This window comes from Delftia tsuruhatensis, assembly GCF_903815225.1.
GTDB lineage: Bacteria > Pseudomonadota > Gammaproteobacteria > Burkholderiales > Burkholderiaceae_C > Comamonas > Comamonas tsuruhatensis_A.
Genome location: NZ_LR813084.1, coordinates 2,531,663 through 2,558,167 on the forward strand (window position 1 = coordinate 2,531,663; position 26,505 = coordinate 2,558,167).

The window sequence follows — 26,505 nt, forward strand, 5'->3', positions numbered from 1 at the left end:
TGCTGATAGGTGACAGCCGCGCCACCCATGCTGCGGCACAGTGTAGGGCGGCCAAAGCGCGCGGGGCTTCGCGATGGCGCTACAACAAGGAGACTGCAGGCATGCGCATTGAAATTCCGGAATGCAAAAAATGGGTTCACGAGATGCGATTCAAGGTGCGCTGGGGCGACATGGATGCCATGGGCCACGTCAACAACGCCATGTACTTCCGCTACCTGGAGACCGCGCGCATCGACTGGATGCACGCGGCGGGCATGGCGCCCGCTCCGCAGGGCCAGGGGCCCGTCATCGTCAATGCGTTCTGCAATTTCCACCAGCAACTGGCCTACCCGGACGAGGTGCTGCTCAAGATGTATGTCAGCGACCCGGGCCGCACCACCTTCGAGACCTGGGGCACCATGGAGCGCGTGGGCGAGCCCGGCGTGATCTGCGCGGCCGGCGGCGGCACGGTGATCTGGGTGGACTTCCCCCGGCAAAAGGCCGTGGAGCTGCCGGGCTGGGTGCGGGAGATGGTGGGCTGAGATCTGTGCAGGCCCCGGCCTTCGCCGTGGCTTTCCTCTCTCGTGACGGTGGTCGGGAGGGGTGTTCGGTTTTCCGGACGAAGTGGCCGGATGCTTGTTCGGGTTTTCGTTGTGCCTTATGCAAAAAAGTAAGGTCCATATAGGCGAATCAAGCAGTTAGCGTGCGACCCGCACGGTGAAGGCGGCTGGCACGGTCTGTGCACTACAGGGCGCAGGCCACGTGCATCGTGGTTGTGTATGCAGGGAGACAAGCCTGTCCGCGTGGCGGTACGGGCTCGCTTGCAAGACCGAAACGCGTCCAACGAAAAATCCGCATGAAATTCAATCGCTTGACCACCATGGTGCTGGTGGCCATGGTCCTCGGCGTGCTGGTGGGCTATGCCTGCCACAGCTACGCGCCCACGCCCGAGGCCGCCAAGGAGATCGCCAGCTACTTCGGCATCCTCACGGACGTCTTCCTGCGCATGATCAAGATGATCATCGCGCCCCTGGTGTTCGCCACCCTGGTGTCGGGCCTTGCCAACATGGGCGACGCCAAGGCCGTGGGCCGCATCGGCGGCCGTGCGCTGGGCTGGTTCATCGTGGCGTCGTTCTGCTCGCTGGCCATCGGCCTGATCTATGCCAACGTGCTGCAGCCCGGCCATGGCCTGGGCGTGTCCCTGCCGTCGTCGGCCGAGGGCCTGAACCTCAAGACCTCGGCGCTGAACCTCAAGGACTTCATCGCCCACGTGTTCCCCAAGAACATCTTCGAGGCCATGGCCACCAACGAGGTGCTGCAGATCCTGGTGTTCGCGCTGTTCTTCGGCATCGCCCTGGGCAACCTGCACAACCAGGCCGCGCGCTCCATGGTGGGCCTGATGGACGAAGTGGTCCACGTGATGCTCAAGGTCACCGACTATGTGATGCGCTTCGCGCCCGTGGGCGTGTTCGGCGCCGTGGCCGGCACCATCGCCATCCATGGGCTGGGCATGCTGTCGGTGTTCGGCAAGTTCATGCTGTGCTTCTACCTGGCCCTGGCCACGCTGTGGGTGCTGCTGATCGTGGCCGGCTACTTCGTACTGGGCCGCGACGTGTTCCGCCTGCTGAACCTGATCCGCGGCCCGCTGCTGGTGGGCTTTTCGACGGCCAGCAGCGAATCGACCTATCCCAAGCTGATGGAGCAGCTGGAGAAGTTCGGCGTCAAGCCGCGCATCATCGGCTTCGTGCTGCCGCTGGGCTACTCGTTCAACCTGGACGGCTCGATGGTCTACACCACCTTCCTGGCCATCTTCATCGCCCAGGCCTACGGCATCGACATGACGCTGACGGCCCAGATCACCATGCTGCTGGTGCTGATGGTCTCCAGCAAGGGCATCGCCGGCGTGCCGCGTGCCTCGCTGGTCGTGGTGGCGGCCGTGCTGCCGATGTTCGGCCTGCCGGAAGCCGGCATCCTGCTGATCCTGGGCATAGACCACTTCCTGGACATGGGCCGCACGCTGACCAATGTGCTGGGCAATGCGATCGCCACGGCCGTGGTGGCCAAGTGGGAGGGCGCGGTCGATCCGACCACGGCCACGGACGATGACGAGGAATCGCTGCTGCCCGTGGAGCATTCCCCGCAAGGGCGACCCGCTGTCTCCGCCTGAGGCCGCGCGGGGGGGCGCTGATAACATCGGTGCCTTCACCATGCCCGCCCGCCGCCCCCTGCGCCAGCTGATCCTGCTTTTGCTGTGGCTTGCCCTGAGCGGGCTGAGCGGCTGGGGCGCGTACCTGCTGGCGCAGCAGCTGGGCATCGCCGATCTGCGCGCCACGGGAATGCACCGGCTGGAGCTGTATGGCGCCAGCCTGCAGCGCGAGATCGGCAAGTACGCCTTCCTGCCCGATGTGCTGGCGCTGGAGGGCAATGTACAGAGGCTGCTGGCCGAGCCCGGCGACGAGCAGCTCACCAACCGTGTCAATGCCTACCTGGAGCAGCTCAACGACCGCGCGGGTACGCTGACTGCCTACATGGTCGATGCCCTCGGCCGGGTGGTGGCTTCCAGCAACTGGCGGCGCACCGACAGCTACATGGGCGAGGACCTGAGCTTTCGCCCCTACTACCGCAGCGCCATGGCCACGGGCAGCGCGCGCTTCTTCGGCATCGGCACGACGCGTGGCGAGCCCGGCTACTACCTGGCCTCCACGCTGGGCGACGACACCCACACGCTGGGCGTGGCCGTGGTCAAGGTCAGCCTGGACCAGCTGGAGCAATCCTGGTCCACGGTGGAAGCCCCGGTCCTGGTCAGCGATGAGAACGGTGTCGTCATCCTGAGCACCGTCTCCGACTGGAAGTTCACCACCTTGCGCACGCTGGACGAGGGCACGCGCACGGCCTTCGACCACACGCGCCAGTACAACCGGCGCGCACTGGAGCCGCTGGGCCTGCAGGTATTGCGCGAGCTGGGCCAGGGGGCCCGCCTGGTGCGCATCGCACGGCACAGCGAGGAGTCGGCCTCGGTCTACCCGGTCAGCGGCCGCTTCCTGTCCCAGACACGCCAGTTGCCCGGCACGCCCTGGACGCTGACCGTGCTCTCGCACCTGGAGCAGGTGGACCAGCTGGCCCAGAGCCGCGCGCTGGCAGCGGCCGTGGGCGCGGCCTTCGTTCTGCTGCTGGCCATGATGGTCAACGAGCGCCGACGCCACCTGCGCGACCGGCTGGCCGCGCGCGAGGCGCTGCAGGCCGCCCATGACGAGCTGGAGCGCAAGGTCGAGCGGCGCACGGCCGATCTGTCGGCGGCCAACGAGGCGCTGCAGGCCGAGGTGGCCGAGCGTATCCATGCCGAGGCCACGCTGCGCGCCGCCCAGGACGAGCTGGTCCAGGCCGGCAAGCTGGCCGTGATCGGCCAGCTGTCCACGGGCATCGCCCACGAGCTGAACCAGCCGTTGACGGCATTGCGCACGCTGGCCGGCAACAGCCAGCGCTTCCTGGAGCGCGGCGATACCGACACCACGCGCGTGAATCTGGAGCGCATGGCCCAGTTGGCCGACCGCATGGGCCGCATCACGGGCCAGTTGCGCAACTTCGCACGCAAGTCCAGCGGCGCCAGCCAGGCCGTATCGCTGGCGCGTGCGCTGGACAACGCCCTGGCCGTGCTGGAGTCGCGCGTGGCCGAGACCGGCGCCCGCATCCTGCGCGACGATGGCACGGCCGAAGCCGTGGCCTGGTGCGATGGCAACCGCATCGAACAGGTGCTGATCAACCTCATCAACAACTCGCTGGATGCCATGCGCGGCCAGGACGCGCCCTGCCTGGAACTGGCCTGCGCCATGGCCGATGGCCGGGCCCAGGTCACCGTGCGCGACCACGGGCCGGGCCTGAGCGAAGCGGCGCAGGCCCATCTGTTCCAGCCGTTCTTCACCACCAAGGAGGAGGGCGTGGGCCTGGGCCTGGGGCTGGCGCTGTCGGCCGGCATCGTGCGCGAATGCGGCGGCACGCTGACCGGCAGCAACCACGCCGACGGCGGCGCCGTCTTCACGCTGAGCCTGGCCCAGGCACCCTCAGAACCCACTGCCGACACACCATGACCGACGCCCTCAAAGTGCTGATCATCGAAGACGATCCCGACATCGTGCTCGGCTGCGAGCAGGCGCTGCAGCTCGAAGGCATCGCCTGCGAGAGCGTGGGCAGCGCCGAGCAGGCACGCCGGCGCCTGTCACGCGACTTCGAGGGCATCGTGGTCAGCGACATCCGCCTGCCGCGCATGGATGGCATGGCCTTTCTGCGCGAGCTGGTGGCCATGGACCCGGAGCTGCCCGTGGTGCTGATCACGGGCCATGGCGACATCTCCATGGCCGTGCAGGCCATGAAGGATGGCGCCCAGGACTTCATCCAGAAACCCTTCGCGCCCGAAACCCTGGTGGGTGCCGTGCGCCGTGCCATGGAGCGGCGCCGGCTGGTGCTGGAGGTGCGCGCGCTGCGCCGGCAACTGGAGCAGCGCGACAGCCTGGAGCACAGGCTGATAGGCCGTGCGCCCAACATGCGGCAGCTGCGCCAGATGCTGGCGGGGCTGGCGCAGAGCGCGGCCGACGTGCTGATCCAGGGGGAGACCGGCACGGGCAAGGAGCTGGTCGCGCGCTGCCTGCACGAGGCCAGCGCGCGCAGCGGCGGCAACTTCGTGGCCGTCAACTGCGGCGGCCTGCCCGATACGCTGTTCGACAGCGAGATGTTCGGCAGCGAGGCCGGCGCCTATACGGGCGCGGGCAAGAAGCGCATCGGCAAGCTGGAGCACGCCAGCGGCGGCACGCTGTTCCTGGACGAGATCGAGAGCATGCCCATGGCCATGCAGATCAAGCTGTTGCGCGTGCTGCAGGAGCGCGTGCTGGAGCGCCTGGGCTCCAACACGCTGATTCCCATCGACTGCCGCGTGATCGCGGCGACCAAGGTCGATCTGCTCGAATTGAGCCGGCAAGGACTGTTCCGCGCCGACCTCTACTACCGCCTCAACGTCGCCACCGTCTCGCTGCCACCGCTGCGCGAGCGGCGCGAGGACGTGCCGCTGCTGTTCGAGCATTTCGCGCTGCAGGGCGCGGCCCGCCACCAGCGGCCCGTGCCCGAGCTGACCACGGCGCGCGTGCAGCAACTGCTGGGCTATGACTGGCCGGGCAATGTGCGCGAGCTGCGCAACGTGGCCGAGCGCACGGTGCTGGGCATCGAGGCGGGCTCGCCGCCCTTTGCCTCCGCCACCGCATCGCAGGACCCGGTGCCGCGCCCTCTGGCCGCCACCGTCGAGGCCTTCGAGCGCGCCCTCATCGCCGATGCCCTGCGGCGCCACGGCGGCAGCCTGGCACGCACTGCCGAGGCCCTGGCCATGCCGAAAACCACGCTGCACGACAAGATCCGCAAGTACGGGCTGGATAGCTAGCGGGCGTGCGAAGTCTTCCAGCGGCGCGCCTGCTCGCTCAAGCCCGGGCCGCGACCTGCAGGAAGGGGGTGATGCCGCCCAGGCGCGCCCCTCAGGCTCCTCAGACCGCGCAGGCGGCCTGCCGGACCGCCACCAGGCCGAACAGCTCGCCCAGCACGGCCTCGGCTTCGCCATCGGCCAGCTGGCGCTGCTGCGTGCCCCGGGTCGTGACGGTCTTGAGCAGATCGCCCACCAGGATCAGCCGGCCTGCGGGCTGGTGCAGCACCACGACCCGCTTTTGCACGAAGATGGCGTCCGGGTGGGTGGAGTTCAGATAGTTGGCGGGGGCAAAGTCCACCCATTCCTGCGGCGACAGGTTGAAGGCGTACTGGTTGGCCCATGCACCGTCCACCCGGGCTTGCAACAGGTATTCGCCCTGGGCGTCCAGGCCGAGGCGGAAGCTGTCGCAGTCCTGGCCGACATCGGTGTCCAGCACATCCAGGGCCATGGGTGCGCGGATGCCGTAGCTTCCGAAGCCCAGGTCGCACAGCCATTGCCGGCCTTCGACCTCGGCGACCAGCGCCATGTGGGTGCGGGGCCGGCGCGCCGGGTAGAACATGGGCCGCGCGGCGACGAAGCGGTAGGCGATGCCCAGGGCCTGCAGCGCCATCGCGAACAGGCCGTTGACCTCGTAGCAATAGCCGCCCCGCCCGCCGCCCAGCAGCTTGCCCGCGATGTCCTCGGGCACCAGCGAGACGATCTTGCCGGCCTGTACATCCAGGTTTTCGAAAGGGACGGTGAACAGCTGTGCGCGCATCAGTGCGTGCAAGGTGGCGGTATCGGCCGCGACGGGGCCCGTGTGGCCGATGCGGCGAAGATAGGTGTCAAGGTCGAAATTGCTGGCGTGCATGGAAAGTATCCCGGTTCGAATGGCAGGGATGGACGATAACGCCGGCAGCCGATCTTCTGTATCGGCAGAATGATCGAAAACAGACCTGTACAGATGACTGCTTCCGCCACTGCCTCGCACCACTATCTCCGCATCGCCGACACCCTGCGCCAGACCCTGGCCTCGGGCGCGCTGCGGCCTGGCGACCGCCTGATTTCCGCGCGCAAGCTGGCCGAGCGCGAGCAGGTGAGCCTGCCGACGGCGCTGGAGGCCTTGCGCTGCCTGGAGGCCGAGGGCCTGATCGTCGCGCGGCCACGCTCGGGCTATTTCGTGCGGCCCCAGGCCGGTGGCGGGGGATTGCGGGCGGCGCGTCCCATGAAGCGTCCCGTGCCCGTGACCCTGTCGGCCCTGGCCCGCTCCCTGTTCAGCAGCGCCGACGCCCGCCTGGTACCGCTGGGCGCGGCGCTGCCCGATCCCGAGTGGCTGCCGGCCTCCGCGCTGCAGCGCGCGCTGCAGACGGCCGGACGCCGCCTGCAGGCGCATGGCCAGACCTACAGCATGCCCCCGGGCCGGGCTGATCTGCGTGGCCAGATCGCGATGCGTGCGGCGCAGTGGGGAGGCCGCTTCGGCCCCGATGATCTGGTCATCACGGCCGGGGCGACACAGGCCGTGCGCCTGGCCCTGCGGGCCACATGCAGGCCCGGCGACGTCGTGGCCGTGGAGCGTCCGGCCTACTTCGGCACCTTGCTGCTGCTGGAGGACCTGGGCCTGAAGGCTTTGGAGATCGCCACGGATCCCCGCGAAGGCATGCAACTCGAGCCGCTGGCCGAAGCCCTGGCAAGGCACCGTCCCGCCGCCGTGCTGGCCTCGCCCACCGTGCAGAACCCGCTGGGTGCCAGCATGCCGCTGGAGCGCAAGCGCGCCCTGGTCGCCCTGCTCGACAGCGCCGGCGTGCCCTTGATCGAGGACGATGTCTATGGCGACCTGGCCGGCGACGGACAGCGCCCCCCCGCCTGCAAGGCCTTCGATCACAGCGGCAATGTGCTGTATTGCAGCTCGGTCTCCAAGACGCTGGCGCCGGGCTGGCGCATCGGCTGGATCGCGGCGGGGCGCTTCCAGGCCCAGGTGCTGCAGGCACGCCTGGCCGGGGATTGGGCCGGAGCACCTCTGCTGGAGGCCGCCGTCGCCGAGGTGCTGGCCAGCGGCGACTACGACAGGCATCTGCGGCGTCTCAAGGCCAGGGTGCAGGCCGGCGTGCAGGCCGTCACCGCCCGGGTCGAAGCGGACTTTCCCGCCCACACGCGAGTGTCGGTGCCCCAGGCCGGCTTTCTGCTGTGGGTGGAACTGCCGCCTCCCGTGGATGCGCTCACGGTGCACCGCCTTGCCCTGGAGCTGGGCATAGGCGTCAGCCCCGGCCCGTTGTTTTCTCCGCGATCCGACCTGGCCCACCATCTGCGCCTGAACTGCGCGAACGAGCCCACGCCCAGGTTGCTGGGGGCGGTGGGGCGGATAGGCGAGCTGTGCCGTGGGCTGGCCCGGCAGTGAAGGCATGGCCTGGACTATCGCCCCAGCCTGCGGCCTTGGCTGGCGCTGGCCTTGCGGATCGGCCCATGCAGTTTTGGGAAATTGCGCCGGCGATCGCCGACCCTGCTCCTACAGAGGCCCCCGGGAGCCAATGACAGACTGGACGCCTTCAATCGATGCACAAGGAAAGGAGTCCGAATGATTTCCAAGCCCGTCCAACGCCGAACCGCCCTGGCCAGCCTCATGGCCGCCACCGTCATGCTGGCCGCCTGTGCCCAGACCCGGCCCGCAGCGGATGCCCCGGTCAATGCCGTCATGGGCACGGTCGACATGAGGGAGCGCATGGCACTTGCCCCGGATGCCGTGCTGGTCGTGGAACTCCAGGACACCTCGCGCGCCGATGCCCCCGCCATCGTGGCTTCCCAGCAATCCATACGGCTCGAAGGCCTGCAACCCCCCTACAAATTCACCCTGCCCGTTGAGCCCAGCCGCCTCAACCCCACGGCACGGTACACGGTCAGTGCCCGTGTCACGCGCGGCAATGAACTGCTGTTCATCAATGACACCGCCTATCCGGTGCTGACGCAGGGAGCCGGCCCGCAAGCCGACCTGGTGCTGGTGCGTGTGGCGCGTTGAGTTGCCCGCTCGTCGAAGCTGTGGACGACGTCGGCCTCGCCCAGTCGCACGGCAATGGCTTCCCGGTTGGGCAGCAGGTCGATCAGGTCTTCGACGGCCAGCAGCTTGATGCCTCGCGCAGCGGCGTGCGCGAGACGCCCGGTTGCTCGCAAAGCTCGCGTTCGTTGAGCTTGGCGGCAGGGGCGATGCGGCCCTCGATGCGCATGGACCGCAGGCGGTCGGCAACCTGCTCGTGCAACGCCGACCGCGATATCTCGATGGTCTGCGCCATCTGGCGGTCTCCTTGGCTGTTCCTGGGCTATGAGGTAGGGCCTCCACCGCGCAACGGGCGCCATGCGGAGCGCGCCGATGTCAGCCGATGTGGAGTTCTGCTTCGGCCATGAGGGTGAACGCTGGGGCGCACACTGTCTCCACGCCCAGCACTACAGGTGTATCAGCACCTGCCTACGGTGCATGAGGCCATGTGCTCCCAATATGTAAGCCTGTCCCGACCGACCTACCGGAAAGCCAAATGACCCAACCCCGCATCAAACTGCAGGTCCAGGTGGATCTGGCGTACGACATCCGCGATCCGTCCGGGGCGGATTTCGTGTTCAACATCCACGCGGCGCAGACCGCGCACCAGGTCGTGGAGCAGGAGCGGCTGGTGCTCAACCAGCCCGTGGTCCCCGACATCGCCACCGAGGCTGCTACCTCCACCCGCTTCATGCGCCTGCATGCCAACCCAGGCCTCTTGCAACTGACCTACACCGCCACCGTGTGCATGGCGCACCACCGCGAGGACCCCGCCTTGCTCAAGGAGGTTCCCGTGCGCTGCATGCCGCTGGAGATCCTGCCCTACATCTACCCCAGCCGTTACTGCCAGTCCGACCGGCTGATGCAATTGGCACTGCGCAATTTCGGCCACCTGGCTCCAGGCTATGCGCGCGTGCTGGCGATTCAGCATTGGGTGCAGGAGCTGGTGACCTTCGCGCCAGCCACCAGCAACTCGTCGACCTCGGCCATCGACACCTTGGTGGACCAGGTGGGCGTGTGCCGTGATTTCACCCACCTGATGATTGCCCTGTGCCGTGCGCTGAACATTCCCGCCCGCATTGCCACGGGCACGGACTACGGAGCCGACAGCGCGCTGGGGCCGCCGGATTTCCATGCCTATGTGGAGGCCTACCTGGGCGACCGGTGGTACCTGTTCGACGCTTCCGGCACGGCGATTCCCATGGGGTTCATACGCTTCGGTACCGGCCGGGACGCTGCGGACGTGGCCTTTGCCACCATCTTCGGCGACGTGGTGGCCATGGCGCCCACCCTGCACACCCAGGCCGTGGAGGATGGCGGCAGCCAGTTGCCCCGGCTGTGCGACCAGGCGTTGTCCACCACCGCTCCTTCACCCGCCGTGATGGCCGGTTGTGCGTCCTTCGACAGTACCGCGGACCGGAGAATCTTCAGGCAGCTGCCTGCCTGATCCCCGGTGTGGCCCCTGTCCGGGCAGCTCAGAACCGGTGCGTGCCCGTCAGTGCGAAGGTGCGACGCTGGCCGTAGAAGCAGTCGCCGCGCGCCAGGCACTGGGTGATCTGCACCTTGTCGGTCAGGTTGACCACGTTGAAGGCCAGGCGCCAGGGGCCGGCGTCATAGGAGACCATGGCGTCCAGCAGGGTGGCAGAAGGGGTGTCCACCAAGGTGGTGCCCGTCCACTGCGAGCCGGTGTAGCGCACGCCTGCGCCCACGCTCCAGCCGCCGCGGCCTTCGGTGGCGAAGCGGTGCGTCAGCCAGGCCGAGGCCGTGTGGCGCGGCACGCTGGTCACGCGCTGGCCCTGGTCGCCGCCGTTGCTTCGCGAGATGACGGCATCGGTGTAGGCATAGGCCAGGGTGGCGTCCCAGTGGCGGGCCAGGCTTGCGGTCAGCTCGGTCTCGAAGCCGTTGACCTTGACTTCGCCGATCTGCAGGCTGTTGAGCGGGTTGGCGGGGTCGGCGGTCTTGCGGTTCTTCTCGCGCAGCGTGTAGACCGCCGCGAAGGCCGAGATGCCTTGGCCCGGCGGCTGCCATTTCACGCCCGCTTCCCACTGCTCACCGCGCTGGGCCTTGTAGGGCGTGCCGTAGACGTCCACGCCGCCCAGCGGCTGGAAGGATTCGGAGTAGCCCAGGTAGGGCGCCCAGCCGCCCTCCATCTGGTAGGTGGCGCCGGCGCGTTTGGTCCAGGCTTTTTCGTCCACGGCGGCGGCGGGCCGGCCTTGCGTGTCGGTCTGGGCGCTGTCATGGCGCAGGCCCAGCGTGGCGGTCCAGCGGCCCCACTTGATCTGGTCCTGGGCGTAGAAGCCCAGCTGCTTTTGCGAGACGTCGGGCTGGCGCACCAGCTGCGACGCCGTGGGCGGCGTGAAGTTGCCGTAGACGGGGTTGTAGACGTCGATGGGCGAGGCCAGGGCGCGCCATGTGGACTGGCTGGTGCTGTTGCGCTGCGCGTCCATGCCGGCCAGCACGGTGTGCTCGGCACTGCCCCAGCGCAGCCTGCCTTCGAGCTGGGTGTCGATCAGCAGCATGCGCCCGCCATTGACCTGCCAGGAGGCATCGCGGTAGATGGTGCGATTGTCCGGGTTGAAGACCGGGCGCGCGGGGCGGCCCTGTCCCGGAATGGCCGTGAAGCTGCTGTAGATGGAGCGGTAGTCCACGTCGCTGATGGTGCGGCGCAGGTTCTGGCGCAGCGTCCAGTCGGCGTTCAGTCGGTGGCTGAAGAGGTAGCCCCAGGACTTGTTTTCGGTGTCGAAAGAGTCCCAGCCGGGCTCGCCGATGAAGGTGCTGGTGGGAATCCGGCCGTAGGGACCGGGCAGGCGCGTGCCCTGCCAGGGGAAAAAGCCGATCAGCGAGCCGCTCTTGTCCTTCTGGTAGAGCGCCTGCAGCGTCAGCGAGGTGTCGGCGCTGGGCCTCCAGGTCAGGCTGGGGGCGATCACCAGGCGGTCGTCGTTCACATGGTCCACCTGGGTGCCGCTTTCGCGGCCCACGGCCACCAGGCGGTACAGCCACTGGCCGTCTTCGGTGAGCGGCCCGGTCAGGTCGGTGGCGATCTGCTTGCGTCCGTAGTTGCCCACCTGTACCTGCACTTCGCGCAGCGCCTCGGCCTGGGGGCGCTTGCTGGTGAGGTTGAGCACGCCGCCCACGCTGCCCTGTCCGTAGAGCACGGAGGAGGGGCCGCGCAGGAATTCGACGCGCTCCAGCGTGTACGGGTCGGGACGGCTGGTGTTGTAGGTGCCATAGGTGCGCAGCAGCCCGTCCTGGTACTGGCTGACGGTGCCGCCGCGCGCCGAGAAGCTGTCCACCCGGCTGTCGAAGTAGTTGGAGACCACGCCCGCGCTGTAGGCCGTGGTCTGGCGCAGGGTCTGCACGCCCTGGGCCTCGAACTGGTCGCGCGTGACCACGCTGATGGCCTGGGGTGTCTCGATCAGCGGGGTGTCGGTCTTGGTGGCGGAGATGGCGCGCCGGGCCGTGAAGCCGACCACCGGCCCTGCGGGGTTCTCGTTCTCGGTGGCGGCGTTCACGGTGACCGGGGCCAGCGTGGCCTCGGCAGTGGCGTCGGTTGTGCCAGCGAGGCTGCCCTGTGCCTGGGCGGCGCCGATCAGCGTGAGCAGGGCGGCCTGTGCCAGTGCCGTGCGGGTGGGTCTGTGGATGGACATCTGCAATGTTCTCTGGAGCTGCGAAAGGGATGCGTGGGGCGCGCTCTTCGGTTCTGCCTGCGGCTGCGCATGGCCTTGGACCATGCCGGCGCATTCCTGCGCCGCAGGGTTGTCAGCGGGGCGCGCAAGGGTTGGTCAGGTCGGCGGGATCGGATTCTAGATTGCAAATGAGAACGATTCATCTTTATATTCCTATGTAGTTGGCATGCAACATGATTGGTATGTTTTTGATAGCAAGACTCTTCGCATCGGACAGGCGAGGGGGCGAAATATGCAAGACCGCGCTGGCAGCAGCGGCGTTTGCGGATCTGCCAGGCCCCGTGCTAACCGGACCCGGGGCGGGCCGGGAATCGTCCGCTCAGGATGACCGCTGCACGACCACCCTGGACACCTGTGCCCGGGGCCACGAGATCGAGAGCGCCGCCTCGATCCCTGCGATCAGCAAGCCGGTGTCCATGCCGGCCGTGGCATGCAGGGCCTCGGCCACGATGAGCGCATCGGCCGTGTGCTGCGTCACGGCCGAATGGCCGCTTTGGCGATTGCACCAGCGCCGCGCATGCGCGCGGCCGGCCTCGTCGACGAAGATGATCTCGCCGGGCTGCGGGTGCTCGGTCTCGCCGGCGAACGTCTCATACAGCTCGTTGCCCGCCGCGGGGCCCACCCGCAGGCAGCCCTGGACGCGGCCCAGATCGATGACGGCCACGGGGATGGCATGGGCCACCGAAGCGGCGTTGCACAGGTCCACCAGCGGATGCAGGCGGGGCAGCTCGCCTTCCTTGCGCAGCCGGCGCAGCAGGGCCTCGGAGGCACAGCGGTACTGGGTGGGTCTGAGCCCCATCCTGGCGAAGGCACGCCGCCAGGCCTGGATTTCGGGCAGCTCGCTTTCCGGGGTCGATGCCAGGCGCTGCCTGGCCCGCTCCACCAGGTCATCCACGGCGGCGGCCGTGCAAGCCTGGGTTGTCACGCCTTGGATGCGCAGTACCTGCGTGGCGAGTTCGGGGAAATCCCGGGAAATGGGGGAAGCGTAGGAGAACAGCAAGATCGGGCCTCATGAGCGCAAGGGAAGAAGTTGTTCCCCATGCTCGCTCAGGCGGTCACGGCGGTCTTGAAGGAAATTGCAGCGCGTGCGCAGGGCGTACCGAGGCGGGGGCCGGCGGCTGCCGCATAGGCCCCGGGCGCCATGCCGAAGCTGCGCACAAACAGGCGCGTCATGTGGCTCTGGTCGGCGAAGCCTGCATCGGCCGCTGCCTCGGCCAGGGGCATGCCGGCGGCGATCAGTCGGCGAACATGGTGCAGGCGCCGCTGGACCAGGTAGGCGTGCGGCGTCATGCCGGTGGCGCGCGCGAAGGCGCGCAGGAACTGGTAGCGGCTCAGTCCTGCTTCCCCGGCCAGGGCGGCCAGGGTCAGGGGAGCGCCCGGGTCGTCGTCGATCATGGCGCGCGCCAGGGCGATGGCCCGGGGCACGCAGGGCGCGGGGGCAGGGCGTCGCAGCATGCCGGTCAGCAACCGCAACAGGGCTTCATCGATGCCCAGCCCGTCCCCTGCCGCGTCGGTGCTGGCCGCGCTGGTCATCCGCCGAAAAAGCGTCCTGAAGCGTGTCGCCAGCAGCGGATCGCGCAGCATGGGATGGTGGAACTCGAAGGCGGGCGCGTCCCGACCGTCGTGCAGATCGGTCGCCAGCCCTGCCATGACCGAGGGCTCCAGGTAGAGCATGCACCAGGCCCGCCCGCCATCGCCTATCGGCATGCCGTCATGCACCTCGCCGGGGTTGACCATGATGAGATCGCCAGCCGCGGCCTCACAGATGCCGCGCCCGCTGGCCGATCTCTGCGCGCCCCGCGCGATCAGGCCGATGCCGTACTGGTCGTGGGTGTGGCGGCCGAAGCTGCGCGCGGTGTCGGCCGCCACGGCCTCGACGCCCTCGGCACGGCAGCGCAGCCAGGTGAAGCGCTGCGGGTTGCTTGCCACCATGTTCCCGTACCCCCATTGTCGTTTCGGACCGCCATTGGACACGGTCCAGGGTGCGCGGCGCAAGCCCTACCGGCGCATGGCTGCCTGCTTGACCAGCACAGGATCGGCACGGTACTGGTCGGGGAACCATTGCCTGAGCTGTTCCACCTTGGGCAGGTCGTTGATGACGATGTAGGGATGGCGCGGGTTCTCGGTCATGAAGTCCTGGTGGTAGGTTTCGGCCGGGAAGAAGCTGGGTCGGCCTTCCAGTTGCGTCACGATGGGCTTGCCGAAGGCCTTGGCGGCTTCCAACTGGGCCACGTAGGCCTGGGCGGTCCTGAGCTGGTCCGCATCGCTGGCGAAGATGGCCGAGCGGTACTGCGTGCCCGTGTCCGGCCCCTGTCGGTTGAGCTGGGTGGGGTCGTGCGCCACGGAAAAGAAGATCTGCAGCAGCCGGCCGTAGCTGACCTGGGCAGGGTCGTACGTGATCTCCACCGACTCCGCATGGCCCGTTCGCCCGCTGCTGACGGCCGCATACGAGGCCTGGTCCGCCGTGCCGCCGCTGTAGCCCGAGACCACGCGCTGCACACCCTTGACATGCTGGAACACGCCTTGCACGCCCCAGAAGCAGCCGCCTGCGAAGATGGCCTTGCGCGGCCCCTGGCCGCTGGCCGGCGCGTCCTGCGCGGGCGGGGGGATGCGCACGGCCTGCTCGGCGGCCAGCAGCCTATTGCCCTGCCACAGGGCAGCGCCGCCCAGCAGCACGGCGCTGCCGGCTAGGAGCTGGAAAAGGCCGCGGCGGCGAGGGATGGATGGGGTGTTCATGAGGGTTCTCCTGTGCAGCTTGTGGGGTCAACCGAAGGTGAAGGCATAGGCCGAGACGCCGGGGTCCAGGAACTCGATGCTGAAAGTGCGCTCGGCGATGGCGCCGTCCTGGCGTATGAGCTGGTACAGGCGCTGCGCGGTCACGGTGCCGCTGCCGTCGGCTCCCACATCCATGCCGCGGGACGCGCCTGGCGCCTTGCCGTCGATCAGCACCCTGAAGCGCACGGGCCTGCCCTGCGGCCCCGGGCCCAGCACTAGGTGCAGGTCGCGGGCCTGGAAGCGGTAGCTGATGCGGCCCGTGGCGCGGTCCAGCGTGGCGCTTTCCGGGCCCACCGTCCATTGGCCCGCCAGGCCCCAGGCGTTGAGCGCCAGTCGATCGGGCACCTCATAGGCGGCAGTCTGGTCGCGTGCGGCGGCCGGCGTGGAGGCGAAATGCTCGGCGCGCCCATAGCCCAGGTAGGTCTCGGGCGAGCGCACCGAGGCCATGTCGGCGGCCTGCTGCACGCCCTGGGCGCGGACCTCGATCAGACCCTGGTCCACCTGCCTGGAGCCCGCTTCCCGCAGCAACTGCTGGATGACGCGCTCGGACTCGGCATGGCCGCCTTCGCCGAAATGGTGGTGGCGTATGCGCCCCCGGGCATCGATGAAGTAGTGCGCCGGCCAGTACTGGTTGTTGAAGGCGCGCCAGATCCTGTAGCCGTTGTCCACGGCCACGGGATAGGGGATGCCCAGGTCCTTGACGGCCTTTTCCACATTCGACAGCTTGCGCTCGAAGGCGAACTCGGGCGCATGCACGCCTACCACCACCAGGCCCTGGTCCCGGTACTTCTCGGCCCAGGCCTTCACGTAGGGCAGGGTGCGCAGGCAGTTGATGCAGGAGTAGGTCCAGAAATCGACCAGCACCACCTTGCCACGCAGTTGTTCGGCCGTCAGCGGGGCGCCGTTGAGCCAGTCGGTGGCTCCGTCCAGCGCAGGGGCCAGGCCTTCGTCAGGCAAGGCGGCCTGGGCAGGGCCGGCGGCCATGCGCATGGCGCCGCCCGCGGCCATCATGGCCTGACCCGGGCCCTGGCCGTTGTCCACGGCGGCCATCATGGCGGGGCCGGCCTGCATGGCCATGGCGCCGCCCTCGGGCCTGCTGCCCAGGCGGTCCACCAGCTTCTGCTCCAGCCCTCCCGTGGAGGCCGTGGACAGCCGGGCCAGCACGCCCGTGTCCAGCCCCAGGGCGATCGCGCCCACGCCGGCCAGCATGGCCGCACCCAACCCCCGCCGCACCCATTCGCCCGCGCCCAGAGAGCGCTTGAGCGTGGTGAACACCTTGCCGCCCAGCAGCAGGGCCGCGGCCATGGAAGTGGCCGCGCCCGCCGCATAGGCCAGCAGCAGCAGGCTGGAGCCCGCGTTGGCCCCCTGCAGCGCCGCGCCCGTGAGGATCAGGCCCAGGATGGGCCCTGCGCAGGGCGCCCACAGCAGGCCCGTGGCCACGCCCAGCAGCAGCGAAGCGCCGGGGCGCGGGCCGCCGTCCGTCGCACCCGTGCCCTGGGCCCGCTCGGAAAGACGCGAGCCGGCGGCCACCAGGGGGCGTGTCAGCCGCTCGGACAGGCCGGGCCACAGCAGGGTCAGTGCGAACAGGGCCACCAGGGCCAGGGCCAGCCAGCGCCCGTATTCATTGGCGGCCACCACCCAGCCGCCGCCCACGGCGGCCAGCGAGGCCACCAGGGCGAAGGTCAGCGCCATGCCGGCCAGCAGCGGAAGGCCGCTTTTGGCGAAGGGCTGGTCGGCGCGCGCGAAGACGAAGGGCAGCACCAGCAGGATGCAGGGGCTGAGGATGGTCAGCACACCGCCCAGGTAGGCAAGAGCGATCAACAGCATGGCGAGGTTCCCCGGGTCAGGCCGGCTGGGGCGTGAACGTCAGCGACAGGCCGTTCATGCAGTAGCGCAGGCCCGTGGGCGGCGGGCCGTCGTTGAAGACATGGCCCAGGTGGCCGCCGCAGCGGCGGCAGTGCGCCTCGGTGCGGACCATGCCGTAGCTGCGGTCCTGGCGCGTTGCCACGGCCTGGTCCAGCGGCTGCCAGAAGCTGGGCCAGCCCGTGCCGCTGTCGAACTTGGTCTTGGAGGAAAACAGCGCCAGGCCGCAGCCCGCGCAGGAGAAGGTGCCCGCGCGGTGCTCCCTGTTCAGCGGGCTGCTGCCGGCGCGCTCGGTGGCTTCGCGGCGCAGCACGTTGTACTGCTCGGGCGTGAGGCGGGCGCGCCACTCGGCGTCGCTGTGGTTGACCTCGAAGATCTCGCTGGATGCGGCGGCCGGCGCGCGGCGCGGGAACAGGCCGGCCGCCAGCACGGCGGCGGTGCCGGCGCCCGCGGTCCACAGGAGATGGCGTCTGGTGTTCATGGTGCGTGCCTCTTTTGGGGGAAATGGGATTCGGATGGGGTCAGCTTAGGCAGCCGACCTGTCCAAGTCCTCACGCAAACTTCAAAAATTCGTGATAACTGGCGGTCCTGCGATTGCGCACAATGGAGGCCGCCAGCCCACTGTCACCCATACCCCCCGAGGATTGACCACCGATGTCCGCCCCGCGCCGCGTTCTTGTCGTCGAGGACGACGCCCACATCGCCGACCTGCTCACCCTGCACCTACGTGACGAGGGGCTGGAGGTCGTGCACTGCGCGCGTGGCGACGACGGCCTGCGCCAGCTCGAGCGCGGTGGTTGGGATGCGTTGGTGCTGGACATCATGCTCCCGGGCGTGGACGGGCTGGAGATCTGCCGCCGTGCCCGCGCCATGGCGCGCTACACGCCCATCATCATCATCAGCGCGCGCTCCAGCGAGGTGCACCGCATCCTGGGCCTGGAGATCGGCGCGGATGACTACCTGGCCAAGCCGTTCTCGGTGCTGGAGCTGGTGGCGCGCGTCAAGGCGCTGCTGCGCCGCGTCGATGCCCTGGCCCAGAACGCGCGCCTGGAGGCAGGCAGCCTGTCCGTGGACGGGCTGGCCATGGACCCCGTGGCCCGCGATGCGCGGCTCGGCGGCGCCCGGCTGGACCTGACGCCGCGCGAGTTCGACCTGCTGTACTTCTTCGCGCGCCAGCCCGGCAAGGTGTTCTCGCGCATGGACCTGCTCAACGCCGTCTGGGGCTACCAGCACGAGGGCTACGAGCACACGGTCAACACCCACATCAACCGCCTGCGCGCCAAGATCGAGGCCGACCCGGCCCAGCCCGCGCGCATCCTCACCGTCTGGGGCCGGGGCTACAAGTTCGCCGAGGCCGGGGAGGGGGCATGACGCTGCGCCCAGCCTTGCGCCTGACCCTGACCCAGCGCCTGTCCCTGGTCTTCGCCTTGCTGCTGCTGGTGTGCAGCGGCACCTCGGCCTGGATGCAACTGCGCGCCAGCCGCATGCACGAGCTGGAAGTGGTGCAGGGCCTGTCGCGCGACGTGGCCGAAAGCATCGCGCGCGACGCCCAGCTGACCGACGCCAACGGCCTCATGCCCGGCGCCGTGCGCGGCTTCTTCAACCAGCTGATGCTGGTCAATCCCAGCGTGGAGGTCTACCTGCTGGACGCCGACGGCCGCATCGCCGGCCATGCGGCGCCCGAGGGGCGGCTGCGCCGCGAGCGCGTGGACCTGGCGCCCGTGCATCGCCTGCTCGAAGGCGCTGCGCTGCCCATCCTGGGCGACGACCCGCGCAGCGCCGAAGGGCGCAAGGTCTTCAGCGCGGCGCCGCTGCGCGTGCATGGCAGGGACGTGGGCTTCATCTACGTGGTGCTGCAGGGCGAGGCGCACGACCAGCTCGTGGCCCAGGGCTCGGCCGGGACCGTGCTGCGCACGGCGCTGTGGTCCATCGCCATGGTGGCCCTGCTGTGCCTGGCTGCGGGCCTGGTGGCTTTCAGGCTGATCACGCGGCCGCTGCGTCGGCTCACCGACGAGGTGGCGCGCTTCGACATCCATGGCGCGCCGCCCGAGCTGCCGCCCCAGCCGCCGGACGAGGGCGGCGACAGCCGCGACGAGATCGCCGTGCTGCGCCGTGCCTACCGCCAGATGGTGGCGCGCATGGGCGAGCAGTGGAAGGCGCTGACGCGCCAGGACCAGGAGCGGCGCGAACTGATCGCCAATGTCTCGCACGACCTGCGCACGCCGCTGTCCTCGCTGCATGGCTACCTGGAGACGCTGCTGCTCAAGGACGCGCAGCTCGACGCTGCCGAGCGTCGGCGCTACCTGGGCATCGCCATCGACCAGAGCCGCAAGGTGGGAGAGCTGGCGCAAAGCCTGTTCGAGCTGGCGCGCCTGGAATACGGCTTCGTGCAGCCCGAGCCCGAACTGTTTTCCATGCCCGACCTGGTGCAGGACCTGTTCCAGAAATTCGAGCTGCGCGCCCAGGCGCGCCAGGTGGCGCTGCAGGCCGACTTCCCGCCCCGCCTGCCCGCCGTCATGGCCGACCTGGGCATGATCGAGCGCGTGCTCGGCAACCTGCTGGACAACGCGCTGCGCCACACGCCCGAGGGCGGCACCGTGCGCATCACGCTGGAGCCGGCACCCGCGCCGCATGGACCGGACGTGCTGGGCGTGCAGGTCACTGTCTCCGATACCGGCCCCGGCATCGCCGCCGAGCTGCGCGAGGGCCTGTTCCAGAGGCCCTTCACCGTGGGCGGCGCGCGCCGGGGCGGGGGACTGGGCCTGCGCATCGTGCACCGCATGCTGGAGTTGCAGGGCAGCCGCATCGCGCTGGTGGATCTGGCGGGGCAGGGCGCGAGTTTCCGGTTCACCCTGCCGCAGGCGGTGCGGCCGCGCCAACCTTGACAGCACGGTGCGTTACCCTTGCCGGCAGCGCGCCCTCGACGGCGCGGCACGCACAAGAACGTCAACCTGTTCCAAGGACCACGCCATGCCCACGTCTGCCTCGCCTGTCCACCGTCTGCCCGCCTGGGTGCCGCTGCGTTACACCACCTTCTGCCTGAGCCTGCTGGGCGCCATGGCCCTGGCCGGGGCGGCGCTGGCCTGGGGCGGCCTGTGGTGGTGGCTGGGCTCTGGCGTATGCGCCGCGCTGGCACTGGTGGGCGTGCGTGACATGCTCCAGGTGCGCCATTCGGTGCTGCGCAACTACCCCATCATCGGCCACCTGCGTTTCCTGCTGGAGTTCATCCGGCCCGAGATGCGCCAGTACTTCATCGAATCCGACCACGAGGCGCTGCCCTTCTCGCGTGCCCAGCGTTCCCTGGTCTACCAGCGCGCCAAGGGCGACCCGGACAGCCGGCCGCTGGGCACCCAGCTCAATGTCACGGCCCAGGGCTACGAGTGGGTCAACCACTCCATGCAGCCGACGAAGCTGGCCTCGCATGACTTCCGCATCAGCATCGGCTGCACCGGCGAAGGTGCCTCGCCCTGCACCCAGCCCTACAGCGCCAGCATCTTCAACATCTCGGCCATGAGCTTCGGCGCGCTGTCGGCCAATGCCATCCTGGCGCTGAACAAGGGCGCGAAGATGGGCGGCTTCGCGCACGACACGGGCGAGGGCTCCATCAGCCAGCACCACCGCGTGCATGGCGGAGACCTGATCTGGGAGGTGGCCTCGGGCTACTTCGGCTGCCGCAATGACGACGGCACGTTCAGCGAGGAAAAATTCATCGCCAATGCCACCGATCCCCAGGTCAAGATGATCGAGCTCAAGCTCAGCCAGGGCGCCAAGCCCGGCCATGGCGGCATGCTGCTGGGGGCCAAGGTCACGCCCGAGATCGCGGCCGCGCGTGGCGTGCCCGTGGGCGTGGACTGCATCAGTCCTTCCAGCCACAGCGCCTTCAGGACCCCCGTGGAGATGATGCGTTTCATCGCCCGGCTGCGGGAAAAGTCCGGCGGCAAGCCCACGGGATTCAAGTTCTGCGTGGGCCACCCCTGGGAATGGTTCGCCATCGTCAAGGCCATGCAGGAGACCGGCATCACGCCGGACTTCATCGTGGTCGACGGCGCCGAAGGCGGCACGGGGGCCGCGCCCGTGGAGTTCACCGACCATGTGGGCGTGCCGCTGCAGGAGGGCCTGCTGCTGGTGCACAACACGCTGATCGGCACGGGCCTGCGCCACCGCATCCGCATCGGCGCGGCGGGCAAGGTGATCACCGCCTTCGACATCGCGCGCATGATGGCCCTGGGCGCCGACTGGTGCAACGCCGGGCGCGGCTTCATGATGGCCCTGGGCTGCATCCAGGCGCAGAACTGCCATACCGGCCATTGCCCCACGGGCGTGGCCACGCAGGACGCAGCGCGCCAGAAGGCCCTGGTCGTGCCGGACAAGGCCACGCGCGTGGCCAACTTCCACGACAAGACGCTGCATGCGCTGCTCGAGCTGGTGCAGGCCGCGGGCCTTTCGCACCCCTGCGACATCACGGCCCACCACATCGTGCGGCGCATCTCCGACACCGAGGTGCGCCAGCTCGCCAACCTCGTGATGCGCGTGGAGCCCGGCGCGCTGCTGGGGCCGCTGGACGCGCAGCACAAGGTGTTCCAGCTCTACTGGCCGGGCGCCAGCGCCCACAGCTTCCAGTTCGTGCCGCCCACGCTCAAGCCGTCGGCGCCCAAGGCGCAGGCAGCAACGCAGGCGGCATAGGGCGGAGCGACGCGGGGCGGCGGCCCCCGCGGGGAATTGGAGGTTCCGCCCGCACTCGGGGATAATGCCGGCCGACAGATCCAGCTCCCGGGGTTCCCGGCCCGACAGTAAATGAAAACTATTTTGGTTCGCATTGCGACTGCCGTCTTCGGCGGCTATGCCTTCACCTGGGGCTTCATCGCCCTGGGCGTGGCGCTGATGTTCGCCGCCGGAATGGAGTTCCATGATGCCGAGCATCTGGGCTACATCCTCGGCTTCCTGGTCTTTCTGGCCGTGTTCCTCTGGGCCTTCGCGGCGCGGAGCCTGCCGCGCGTCTGGGCCGTGCTGGCTGGCGGCGGTATCGCCATGACCGGCTGTGCGTCGCTGCTCCAGCAGATGCTGCTGCCCTGAACCCGGAGAACCTTCCATGTTCCAGAATTTCCGCCTCTCCATGGCCTGGCTGCACACCTGGTTCGGCCTGGTGCTCGGCTTCGTGCTGATGGTCGTGTTCTTCTTCGGCGCGCTGTCGGTGTTCGACCGCGAAATCGACCGCTGGGCCATTCCCGCCTCGCGCTTCGAGCCCACGCCCATGCCTTCTTACGACCAGATCCTCAAGCCGGTCTTCGAGTCCATGCAGCCCAGCGCCCAGGCGCGCGAGGCCATGCGCGGCGAGGTCAACGGCCCGCTGCCCGAGCGCTTCGACACGCCCCAGCGCTGGGGCGCCTATACCACCCACCGCGATCCGGTGCTGGGCCTGTTCGCGGGCTACGAGGTGCCTGGCGCCAGGAAGCCCGAGACCCTGATCTGGGCCACGCGCACCATCGACCCGCGCAGCGGCGAATCCCTGCCCGACGACCACCTGAAGATCGGAAGCCAGTTCTTTTATCCGCTGCACTACAGCCTGACCTTCTACTGGGCCGGCATCGGCTACTGGATCGTGGGCTTTGCCGCGCTGATCATGCTGGCCGCGCTGGTCAGTGGCGTGGTCATGCACCGCAAGATCTTCCGCGAGCTGTTCACCTTCCGCCCGAAAAAGGCCACGCAGCGCAGCGTGCTGGACCTGCACAACCTCACGGGCGTGGTGGCCCTGCCGTTCCACTTCTTCTTCGCCTTCACGGGGCTGGTGATCTTTGCGGGCATCTACTTTCCCATCACCCACACCCAGCTGGAGCCGCTGCACGAGCTGCACGAGAAGATGGAGGCCGAGGAAACCGGCCTGCCGCACGAGCGCGCGGGCGTGGCCGTGCCCGTGGCCTCGGTGGACGCCATGGTGGCCGAGGCGCAGCGTCGCTGGGCCGCCAGGGGCATGGCCGGCGACGTGGGCTTTCTGTCGGTGACCCATGTGGGCGATGCCAATGGCTACGTCAGCGTCTATCGCGCCGGCACGGACCGCATCGCGCTCACGGGCGAGGGCATCCACTTCAAGGCCGGCACCGGCGAGCTGTTGCGCGAAGACCCGCCGCGCACGGCCGTGGACAGCCTCAACACCTTCCTCACGGGCCTGCACCTGCAGCATTTCCGCCACTGGCTGCTGCGCTGGCTGTATGTGCTGGGCGGCCTGGCCGGTTGCGTGTGCATCGCCACGGGCTTCATCTTCTTCGTGGAAAAGCGCAAGAAGCAGCACGCCAGGCAAGGCGTGCAGGGGGCCCGCGTGGTCGACGCCATGGCCGTGACCACGGTCACCGGCATGCTGGTGGCCGCCCTGGGCATGCTGATCGCCAACCGCCTGCTGCCCGAGGCCCTGCCCCAGGGCTGGCCAGGCAGGGGCGACATGGAGCGCTACATCTTCTGGGCGACCTGGGTGCTGGCCATGGCCCATGCCTTCCTGCGCAGCGGGCCCGTGGCCCGGGGTCTGCCCAACCCGGCATGGCGCGAGCAATGCTGGGCCGTGGCCGCCATGGCCGTGACCGCCGTGTTGCTGAACTGGCTGACCACGGGCGACCACCTTCTCAAGACCCTGGGCGCGGGCTACTGGCCCGTGGCCGGCGTGGATCTGTTCATGCTGGCCAGCGCCGCGCTGGCCGTGGTGGTTGCGCGCAGGCTCAGGCACCGCACCGGCGCCGCCGCGCCTGCACGCACCGTGGAGGTGGTCCATGTCTGACGGACAACTCGACGCATTGCTGTTGCTGGCGGCCCTGGCCGCCGCCATCGCCGGCATGGGCTGGTTCGCGCTGGCCAAGGACGTGCACTGGGAGCAGGTGCATGGCGACAGGCCGCAGACCCCCGGCAAGGTGGCGCTGCTGCGCTGGCTGGGCGCCTTGGGTCTGGCGACCTCGCTGGGCCTGTGCCTGGCGGTGGACCATGCGTCCATGGCCTCCCTGGTCTGGGTGATGGCCCTGGCCGGCGCGGCGCTTGCGATTGCCTTCACGCTGACCTGGCGACCGCAGTGGCTGCGCTGGCTGCCGGCCTGACCGGACGCCACACCAGGCCCCATCTGCAGGCGCCGTGCCCCAGCCTGGCTGCGCCACGGTGTCCTTGCCTCAACGCGGCGGCTGCTGCGTGGTGCAGTGGATGCCGCCGCCCCCGGCGGCAATCGCGTCGATGTCCAACTGCACGATCTCGCGTCGGGGAAACAGCTCGCGCAGCAGGGAGCGGGCGTTGCCGTCGGCGCGTGCGTCGCCGAACTGGGGCGCGATCACGGCGCCGTTGCAGACGTGGAAGTTGATGTAGCCGGCTGCGAACTCGTCAGAGGTTTTGCAACATCTGGTTACTTTCTTGACCCATCTCAAGTCCCGGGCGGGAAGGCATCGCTAGGCTTCAGCCCTCGAATCACCGGGCCTTGAGACCGGTCAGGACGGCCCTGTCCGCAAGCCTGTCCTGGGGCGCTGCCCGGCGCCATTCCGCCCTACGCACACAACAGCGGCGCACAAAGCCGTACAGGAGAGGCATCCATGCACATCGGTCAACGTTTCTGGCGCCGCCAGGGATTGGGTACGAAGCTGTCGCTCACCAATTTCGTCTGGGTCGCCTCCATCCTGGCCCTGCTGGTGTGGGGCATTGCCTGGGATGTGAGCAAGTCCCTCCAGGCCAGGATGCACAACGAGATGCAGCAAGGCATCCTGACGCTGCACAACTTCATCGAATCCAATGACAAGGAGCTGCGCCAGCGCACCCAGTTCCTGGCCGACAGCCTGGCCCGGGAGCTGGCGGGCGCGCTCAGCCTGGAGCGCAGCGGCGGCGAGCCCCGGCTGAGCCTGGACGGCGAGCCGCTCGATGGCGGCAGCACGCGCATCCAGGCCTTCACGCGCCGCACCGGTGCCGCCGCCACCGTGTTCGCGGCCCAGGGGCAGGGCGACTTCGTGCGCATCGCCACCACGCTGAAGAACGAGAAGGGCGAGGCCGTGCTGGGCAGCCGGCTGGACCGTGCCCACCCGGCCTATGCCGCCATCCAGGCCGGGCAGAGCTACATGGGCCTGGCCAACCTGTTCGGCCGCCAGTACATGACCCACTATCGCCCGCTCAAGGACGCCTCGGGCGCCACCGTGGGCATCGCCTTCGTCGGTCAGGACTTCTCGCAACTGCTGGAGCATTTCAAGGACTCCATCCGCGCGCTCAAGGTGGGCCGGACCGGCTACTACTTCGTGCTCAATGCCGAAGACGGTGCCCAGCGCGGGCAACTGGTGGTGCACCCCGCCCTGGAAGGGAGGAACATCAGCGAGTCCCGGGACGGCGACGGCCGCTTCTTCATTCGCGACATGCTCGATCGCAAGGAGGGCACCATCGCCTACCCCTGGACCAATCCGGGCGAGGCCCGGGCCCGCGACAAGCTGGTCGTCTTCAGCCAGTACGCGCCGTGGAACTGGGTCATCGCCACCAGCGCCTACGTGGATGAATTCGTCTCCGAGACCCGCAGCCTGATCCTGCAGTTCGCCCTCATGGGCCTGGGCGCCGTACTGCTGCTGTCGGCCGCGTGGTTCTGGCTCATCCGCCGCATGATCGTGCGCCCCTTGAAGCAGGCCAGCGGCATGGCCTACGCCATCGCCGAGGGTGACCTGACCGTGCGCATCCACAGCAACCGTCAGGACGAGATCGGCCACCTGCTGGAGGCCATGAACACCACCAGCACCGGCCTGACCCGCGTGGTCGGCACCGTGCACGAGCAGGCCCACAGCGTGGCCCTGGCCAGCGCGGAGATCGCCCAGGGCAACCAGGACCTGGCCGCCCGTACCGAAAGCGAAGCCAGCGCGCTGGAGCAGACTGCCGCCGCCATGGAGGAGCTGGGCTCCACCGTGGCCCACAACGCCGACCACGCGCAATCGGCCGACCGCATCACGCGCGAGGCCCAGCGCGTCGTCACCGAAGGCGGGCAGGCCGTGCGCAAGGTCGTGCAGACCATGCAGGGAATAGACGCCAGCAGCAAGAAGATCGCCGACATCATCGGTGTCATCGACGGCATTGCCTTCCAGACCAACATCCTGGCGCTGAACGCCGCCGTGGAAGCGGCGCGTGCCGGCGAGCATGGCCGCGGCTTTGCCGTGGTCGCCGAGGAAGTGCGCGCCCTGGCGGGCCGCAGCGCCGAGGCCGCCAAGGAGATCAAGCAGCTCATCGGCCACAGCGTCGCCGAAATCCACACCGGCAACCAGGAGGCCGCCTACGCCGGAGAAACCATGGAGCAGGCCATGGCGGAAATCCGCAAGGTCACCCAGCTGATATCGGACATCAGCCATGCCAGCGGCGAGCAGAACAACGGCGTGGCCCAGGTGGCCGAGGCCATCACCCACATCGACCAGACCACGCAGAAGAATGCGGCCCTGGTCGAGGAAATGGCCGGCGCCGCCGAAGGCCTGCGTCACCAGTCCGAACACCTGGTGCGCGCGGTCTCCATCTTCCGGCTGCCGGGTGGCGGCAATGCCCCGCAGCAGAGCCCCGTCCCCAGCGCCATGGCTGCCAGCGCGGCAGTGCCACGCGCTCCATCCCTGGCGCCAGGACGCCTTCCATCCACGACGGCCGAACCGACAGCCCGTGCCGCTCCAGCAAAAACGGCTGCCGCCCAGCCTGTCGCCACGGCGACCACGGCCGATGACGAATGGGCCGACTTCTGAGTGCAGCGCACGCTGAAGGTGCCGAGGGCCCGG

At 68.9% G+C, this 26,505-nt stretch carries 21 protein-coding genes and 2 pseudogenes; 14 read left to right on the forward strand and 9 right to left on the reverse strand.

The window, feature by feature from the left end; all coding sequences use genetic code 11:
- The first annotated feature begins 101 nt into the window (after positions 1-101).
- The 4 genes from L1Z78_RS11425 (at position 102) to L1Z78_RS11440 (ending at position 5,401) form a co-directional block, all read left to right on the forward strand.
- On the forward strand, positions 102-521 hold the full coding sequence (locus L1Z78_RS11425) for an acyl-CoA thioesterase (RefSeq protein WP_234641603.1): 420 nt from the start codon (positions 102-104) through the stop codon (positions 519-521).
- Between the two features lie 314 nt (positions 522-835).
- A complete protein-coding gene (locus tag L1Z78_RS11430) occupies positions 836-2,146 on the forward strand; it encodes a dicarboxylate/amino acid:cation symporter (protein WP_234641604.1) in 1,311 nt (436 codons plus the stop codon).
- A 40-nt stretch (positions 2,147-2,186) separates the two neighbouring features.
- Positions 2,187-4,064 carry a sensor histidine kinase gene (locus tag L1Z78_RS11435; RefSeq protein ID WP_234641605.1) on the forward strand — a complete coding sequence of 626 codons (1,878 nt, stop codon included), beginning with the start codon at positions 2,187-2,189 and terminating at the stop codon, positions 4,062-4,064.
- Positions 4,061-5,401, forward strand: coding sequence for a sigma-54-dependent transcriptional regulator (locus L1Z78_RS11440; RefSeq protein WP_234641606.1), 1,341 nt, complete (start codon positions 4,061-4,063; stop codon positions 5,399-5,401). Before L1Z78_RS11435 ends, L1Z78_RS11440 begins: the two co-directional genes overlap by 4 nt.
- Before the next feature lie 100 nt (positions 5,402-5,501).
- Here L1Z78_RS11440 and L1Z78_RS11445 read toward each other — a convergent pair whose 3' ends face one another.
- Complete coding sequence (locus tag L1Z78_RS11445; RefSeq protein WP_234641607.1) at positions 5,502-6,290, reverse strand: arylamine N-acetyltransferase family protein; 789 nt, start codon at positions 6,288-6,290, stop codon at positions 5,502-5,504.
- A gap of 93 nt (positions 6,291-6,383) precedes the next feature.
- On the opposite strand from L1Z78_RS11445, the gene L1Z78_RS11450 reads away from it, so the two are divergent.
- Both L1Z78_RS11450 and L1Z78_RS11455 read left to right on the forward strand, forming a co-directional pair.
- Positions 6,384-7,814 carry a PLP-dependent aminotransferase family protein gene (locus L1Z78_RS11450; RefSeq protein ID WP_234641608.1) on the forward strand — a complete coding sequence of 477 codons (1,431 nt, stop codon included), beginning with the start codon at positions 6,384-6,386 and terminating at the stop codon, positions 7,812-7,814.
- Positions 7,815-7,991: 177 nt separating this feature from the next.
- On the forward strand, positions 7,992-8,429 hold the full coding sequence (locus tag L1Z78_RS11455; protein WP_234641609.1) for a YbaY family lipoprotein: 438 nt from the start codon (positions 7,992-7,994) through the stop codon (positions 8,427-8,429).
- 11 nt (positions 8,430-8,440) lie between these two features.
- Here the strand turns inward: L1Z78_RS11455 and L1Z78_RS11460 are convergent.
- Positions 8,441-8,700: pseudogene (locus L1Z78_RS11460) on the reverse strand (GntR family transcriptional regulator); the annotation flags it as partial.
- Between the two features lie 240 nt (positions 8,701-8,940).
- On the opposite strand from L1Z78_RS11460, the gene L1Z78_RS11465 reads away from it, so the two are divergent.
- Positions 8,941-9,891, forward strand: coding sequence for a transglutaminase-like domain-containing protein (locus tag L1Z78_RS11465; RefSeq protein WP_234641610.1), 951 nt, complete (start codon positions 8,941-8,943; stop codon positions 9,889-9,891).
- 28 nt (positions 9,892-9,919) lie between these two features.
- Here L1Z78_RS11465 and L1Z78_RS11470 read toward each other — a convergent pair whose 3' ends face one another.
- From L1Z78_RS11470 to msrB, 6 genes are all read right to left on the reverse strand, one after another.
- Positions 9,920-12,091, reverse strand: coding sequence for a TonB-dependent siderophore receptor (locus L1Z78_RS11470; RefSeq protein WP_234641611.1), 2,172 nt, complete (start codon positions 12,089-12,091; stop codon positions 9,920-9,922).
- Between the two features lie 358 nt (positions 12,092-12,449).
- On the reverse strand, positions 12,450-13,130 hold the full coding sequence (locus tag L1Z78_RS11475; protein ID WP_234641612.1) for a B3/4 domain-containing protein: 681 nt from the start codon (positions 13,128-13,130) through the stop codon (positions 12,450-12,452).
- Between the two features lie 47 nt (positions 13,131-13,177).
- Positions 13,178-14,062: an AraC family transcriptional regulator gene (locus L1Z78_RS11480; RefSeq protein WP_234641613.1), complete on the reverse strand. Its 885-nt coding sequence runs from the start codon at positions 14,060-14,062 to the stop codon at positions 13,178-13,180.
- 66 nt (positions 14,063-14,128) lie between these two features.
- Positions 14,129-14,866 (reverse strand): peptide-methionine (S)-S-oxide reductase MsrA, encoded by a 738-nt coding sequence (gene msrA / locus L1Z78_RS11485; protein WP_234641614.1) that lies wholly within the window; start codon positions 14,864-14,866, stop codon positions 14,129-14,131.
- A 27-nt stretch (positions 14,867-14,893) separates the two neighbouring features.
- A complete protein-coding gene (locus L1Z78_RS11490) occupies positions 14,894-16,732 on the reverse strand; it encodes a cytochrome c biogenesis protein DipZ (protein ID WP_234641615.1) in 1,839 nt (612 codons plus the stop codon).
- Positions 16,733-16,748: 16 nt separating this feature from the next.
- Positions 16,749-17,249, reverse strand: a complete 501-nt coding sequence (msrB, locus tag L1Z78_RS11495; RefSeq protein WP_234641616.1) for a peptide-methionine (R)-S-oxide reductase MsrB — start codon at positions 17,247-17,249, stop codon at positions 16,749-16,751.
- A 173-nt stretch (positions 17,250-17,422) separates the two neighbouring features.
- On the opposite strand from msrB, the gene L1Z78_RS11500 reads away from it, so the two are divergent.
- The 6 genes from L1Z78_RS11500 (at position 17,423) to L1Z78_RS11525 (ending at position 23,841) form a co-directional block, all read left to right on the forward strand.
- Positions 17,423-18,139, forward strand: a complete 717-nt coding sequence (locus L1Z78_RS11500; protein ID WP_234641617.1) for a response regulator transcription factor — start codon at positions 17,423-17,425, stop codon at positions 18,137-18,139.
- Positions 18,136-19,653 (forward strand): sensor histidine kinase, encoded by a 1,518-nt coding sequence (locus tag L1Z78_RS11505; protein WP_234641618.1) that lies wholly within the window; start codon positions 18,136-18,138, stop codon positions 19,651-19,653. The genes L1Z78_RS11500 and L1Z78_RS11505 overlap by 4 nt, the downstream gene beginning before the upstream one ends.
- A gap of 85 nt (positions 19,654-19,738) precedes the next feature.
- On the forward strand, positions 19,739-21,451 hold the full coding sequence (locus L1Z78_RS11510; protein ID WP_234641619.1) for an FMN-binding glutamate synthase family protein: 1,713 nt from the start codon (positions 19,739-19,741) through the stop codon (positions 21,449-21,451).
- A gap of 111 nt (positions 21,452-21,562) precedes the next feature.
- Positions 21,563-21,841: an iron uptake protein gene (locus tag L1Z78_RS11515; protein ID WP_234641620.1), complete on the forward strand. Its 279-nt coding sequence runs from the start codon at positions 21,563-21,565 to the stop codon at positions 21,839-21,841.
- Between the two features lie 16 nt (positions 21,842-21,857).
- The gene (locus tag L1Z78_RS11520) at positions 21,858-23,531 is read left to right on the forward strand and encodes a PepSY-associated TM helix domain-containing protein (protein ID WP_234641621.1); all 1,674 of its coding nucleotides are present in this window, start codon (positions 21,858-21,860) and stop codon (positions 23,529-23,531) included.
- The gene (locus L1Z78_RS11525) at positions 23,524-23,841 is read left to right on the forward strand and encodes a DUF3325 domain-containing protein (protein WP_234641622.1); all 318 of its coding nucleotides are present in this window, start codon (positions 23,524-23,526) and stop codon (positions 23,839-23,841) included. Before L1Z78_RS11520 ends, L1Z78_RS11525 begins: the two co-directional genes overlap by 8 nt.
- A gap of 69 nt (positions 23,842-23,910) precedes the next feature.
- On the opposite strand, the pseudogene L1Z78_RS11530 reads toward L1Z78_RS11525, so the two are convergent.
- A pseudogene (locus L1Z78_RS11530) lies at positions 23,911-24,114 on the reverse strand (agmatine deiminase family protein); the annotation flags it as partial.
- Positions 24,115-24,321: 207 nt separating this feature from the next.
- On the opposite strand from L1Z78_RS11530, the gene L1Z78_RS11535 reads away from it, so the two are divergent.
- A complete protein-coding gene (locus L1Z78_RS11535; RefSeq protein ID WP_234641623.1) occupies positions 24,322-26,472 on the forward strand; it encodes a methyl-accepting chemotaxis protein in 2,151 nt (716 codons plus the stop codon).
- Positions 26,473-26,505: the final 33 nt, after the last annotated feature.

Excerpts from the sequence above, each read along its gene's own strand:
- L1Z78_RS11425 (WP_234641603.1), top strand. The coding sequence starts at position 102 with ATGCGCATTGAAATTCCGGAATGCAAAAAATGGGTTCACGAGATGCGA.
- L1Z78_RS11430 (WP_234641604.1), top strand. The coding sequence starts at position 836 with ATGAAATTCAATCGCTTGACCACCATGGTGCTGGTGGCCATGGTCCTC.
- L1Z78_RS11435 (WP_234641605.1), top strand. The coding sequence starts at position 2,187 with ATGCCCGCCCGCCGCCCCCTGCGCCAGCTGATCCTGCTTTTGCTGTGG.
- L1Z78_RS11440 (WP_234641606.1), top strand. The coding sequence starts at position 4,061 with ATGACCGACGCCCTCAAAGTGCTGATCATCGAAGACGATCCCGACATC.
- L1Z78_RS11445 (WP_234641607.1), bottom strand. The coding sequence starts at position 6,290 with ATGCACGCCAGCAATTTCGACCTTGACACCTATCTTCGCCGCATCGGC.
- L1Z78_RS11450 (WP_234641608.1), top strand. The coding sequence starts at position 6,384 with ATGACTGCTTCCGCCACTGCCTCGCACCACTATCTCCGCATCGCCGAC.
- L1Z78_RS11455 (WP_234641609.1), top strand. The coding sequence starts at position 7,992 with ATGATTTCCAAGCCCGTCCAACGCCGAACCGCCCTGGCCAGCCTCATG.
- L1Z78_RS11465 (WP_234641610.1), top strand. The coding sequence starts at position 8,941 with ATGACCCAACCCCGCATCAAACTGCAGGTCCAGGTGGATCTGGCGTAC.
- L1Z78_RS11470 (WP_234641611.1), bottom strand. The coding sequence starts at position 12,091 with ATGTCCATCCACAGACCCACCCGCACGGCACTGGCACAGGCCGCCCTG.
- L1Z78_RS11480 (WP_234641613.1), bottom strand. The coding sequence starts at position 14,062 with ATGGTGGCAAGCAACCCGCAGCGCTTCACCTGGCTGCGCTGCCGTGCC.
- msrA (WP_234641614.1), bottom strand. The coding sequence starts at position 14,866 with ATGAACACCCCATCCATCCCTCGCCGCCGCGGCCTTTTCCAGCTCCTA.
- L1Z78_RS11490 (WP_234641615.1), bottom strand. The coding sequence starts at position 16,732 with ATGCTGTTGATCGCTCTTGCCTACCTGGGCGGTGTGCTGACCATCCTC.
- msrB (WP_234641616.1), bottom strand. The coding sequence starts at position 17,249 with ATGAACACCAGACGCCATCTCCTGTGGACCGCGGGCGCCGGCACCGCC.
- L1Z78_RS11500 (WP_234641617.1), top strand. The coding sequence starts at position 17,423 with ATGTCCGCCCCGCGCCGCGTTCTTGTCGTCGAGGACGACGCCCACATC.
- L1Z78_RS11505 (WP_234641618.1), top strand. The coding sequence starts at position 18,136 with ATGACGCTGCGCCCAGCCTTGCGCCTGACCCTGACCCAGCGCCTGTCC.
- L1Z78_RS11510 (WP_234641619.1), top strand. The coding sequence starts at position 19,739 with ATGCCCACGTCTGCCTCGCCTGTCCACCGTCTGCCCGCCTGGGTGCCG.
- L1Z78_RS11515 (WP_234641620.1), top strand. The coding sequence starts at position 21,563 with ATGAAAACTATTTTGGTTCGCATTGCGACTGCCGTCTTCGGCGGCTAT.
- L1Z78_RS11520 (WP_234641621.1), top strand. The coding sequence starts at position 21,858 with ATGTTCCAGAATTTCCGCCTCTCCATGGCCTGGCTGCACACCTGGTTC.
- L1Z78_RS11525 (WP_234641622.1), top strand. The coding sequence starts at position 23,524 with ATGTCTGACGGACAACTCGACGCATTGCTGTTGCTGGCGGCCCTGGCC.
- L1Z78_RS11535 (WP_234641623.1), top strand. The coding sequence starts at position 24,322 with ATGCACATCGGTCAACGTTTCTGGCGCCGCCAGGGATTGGGTACGAAG.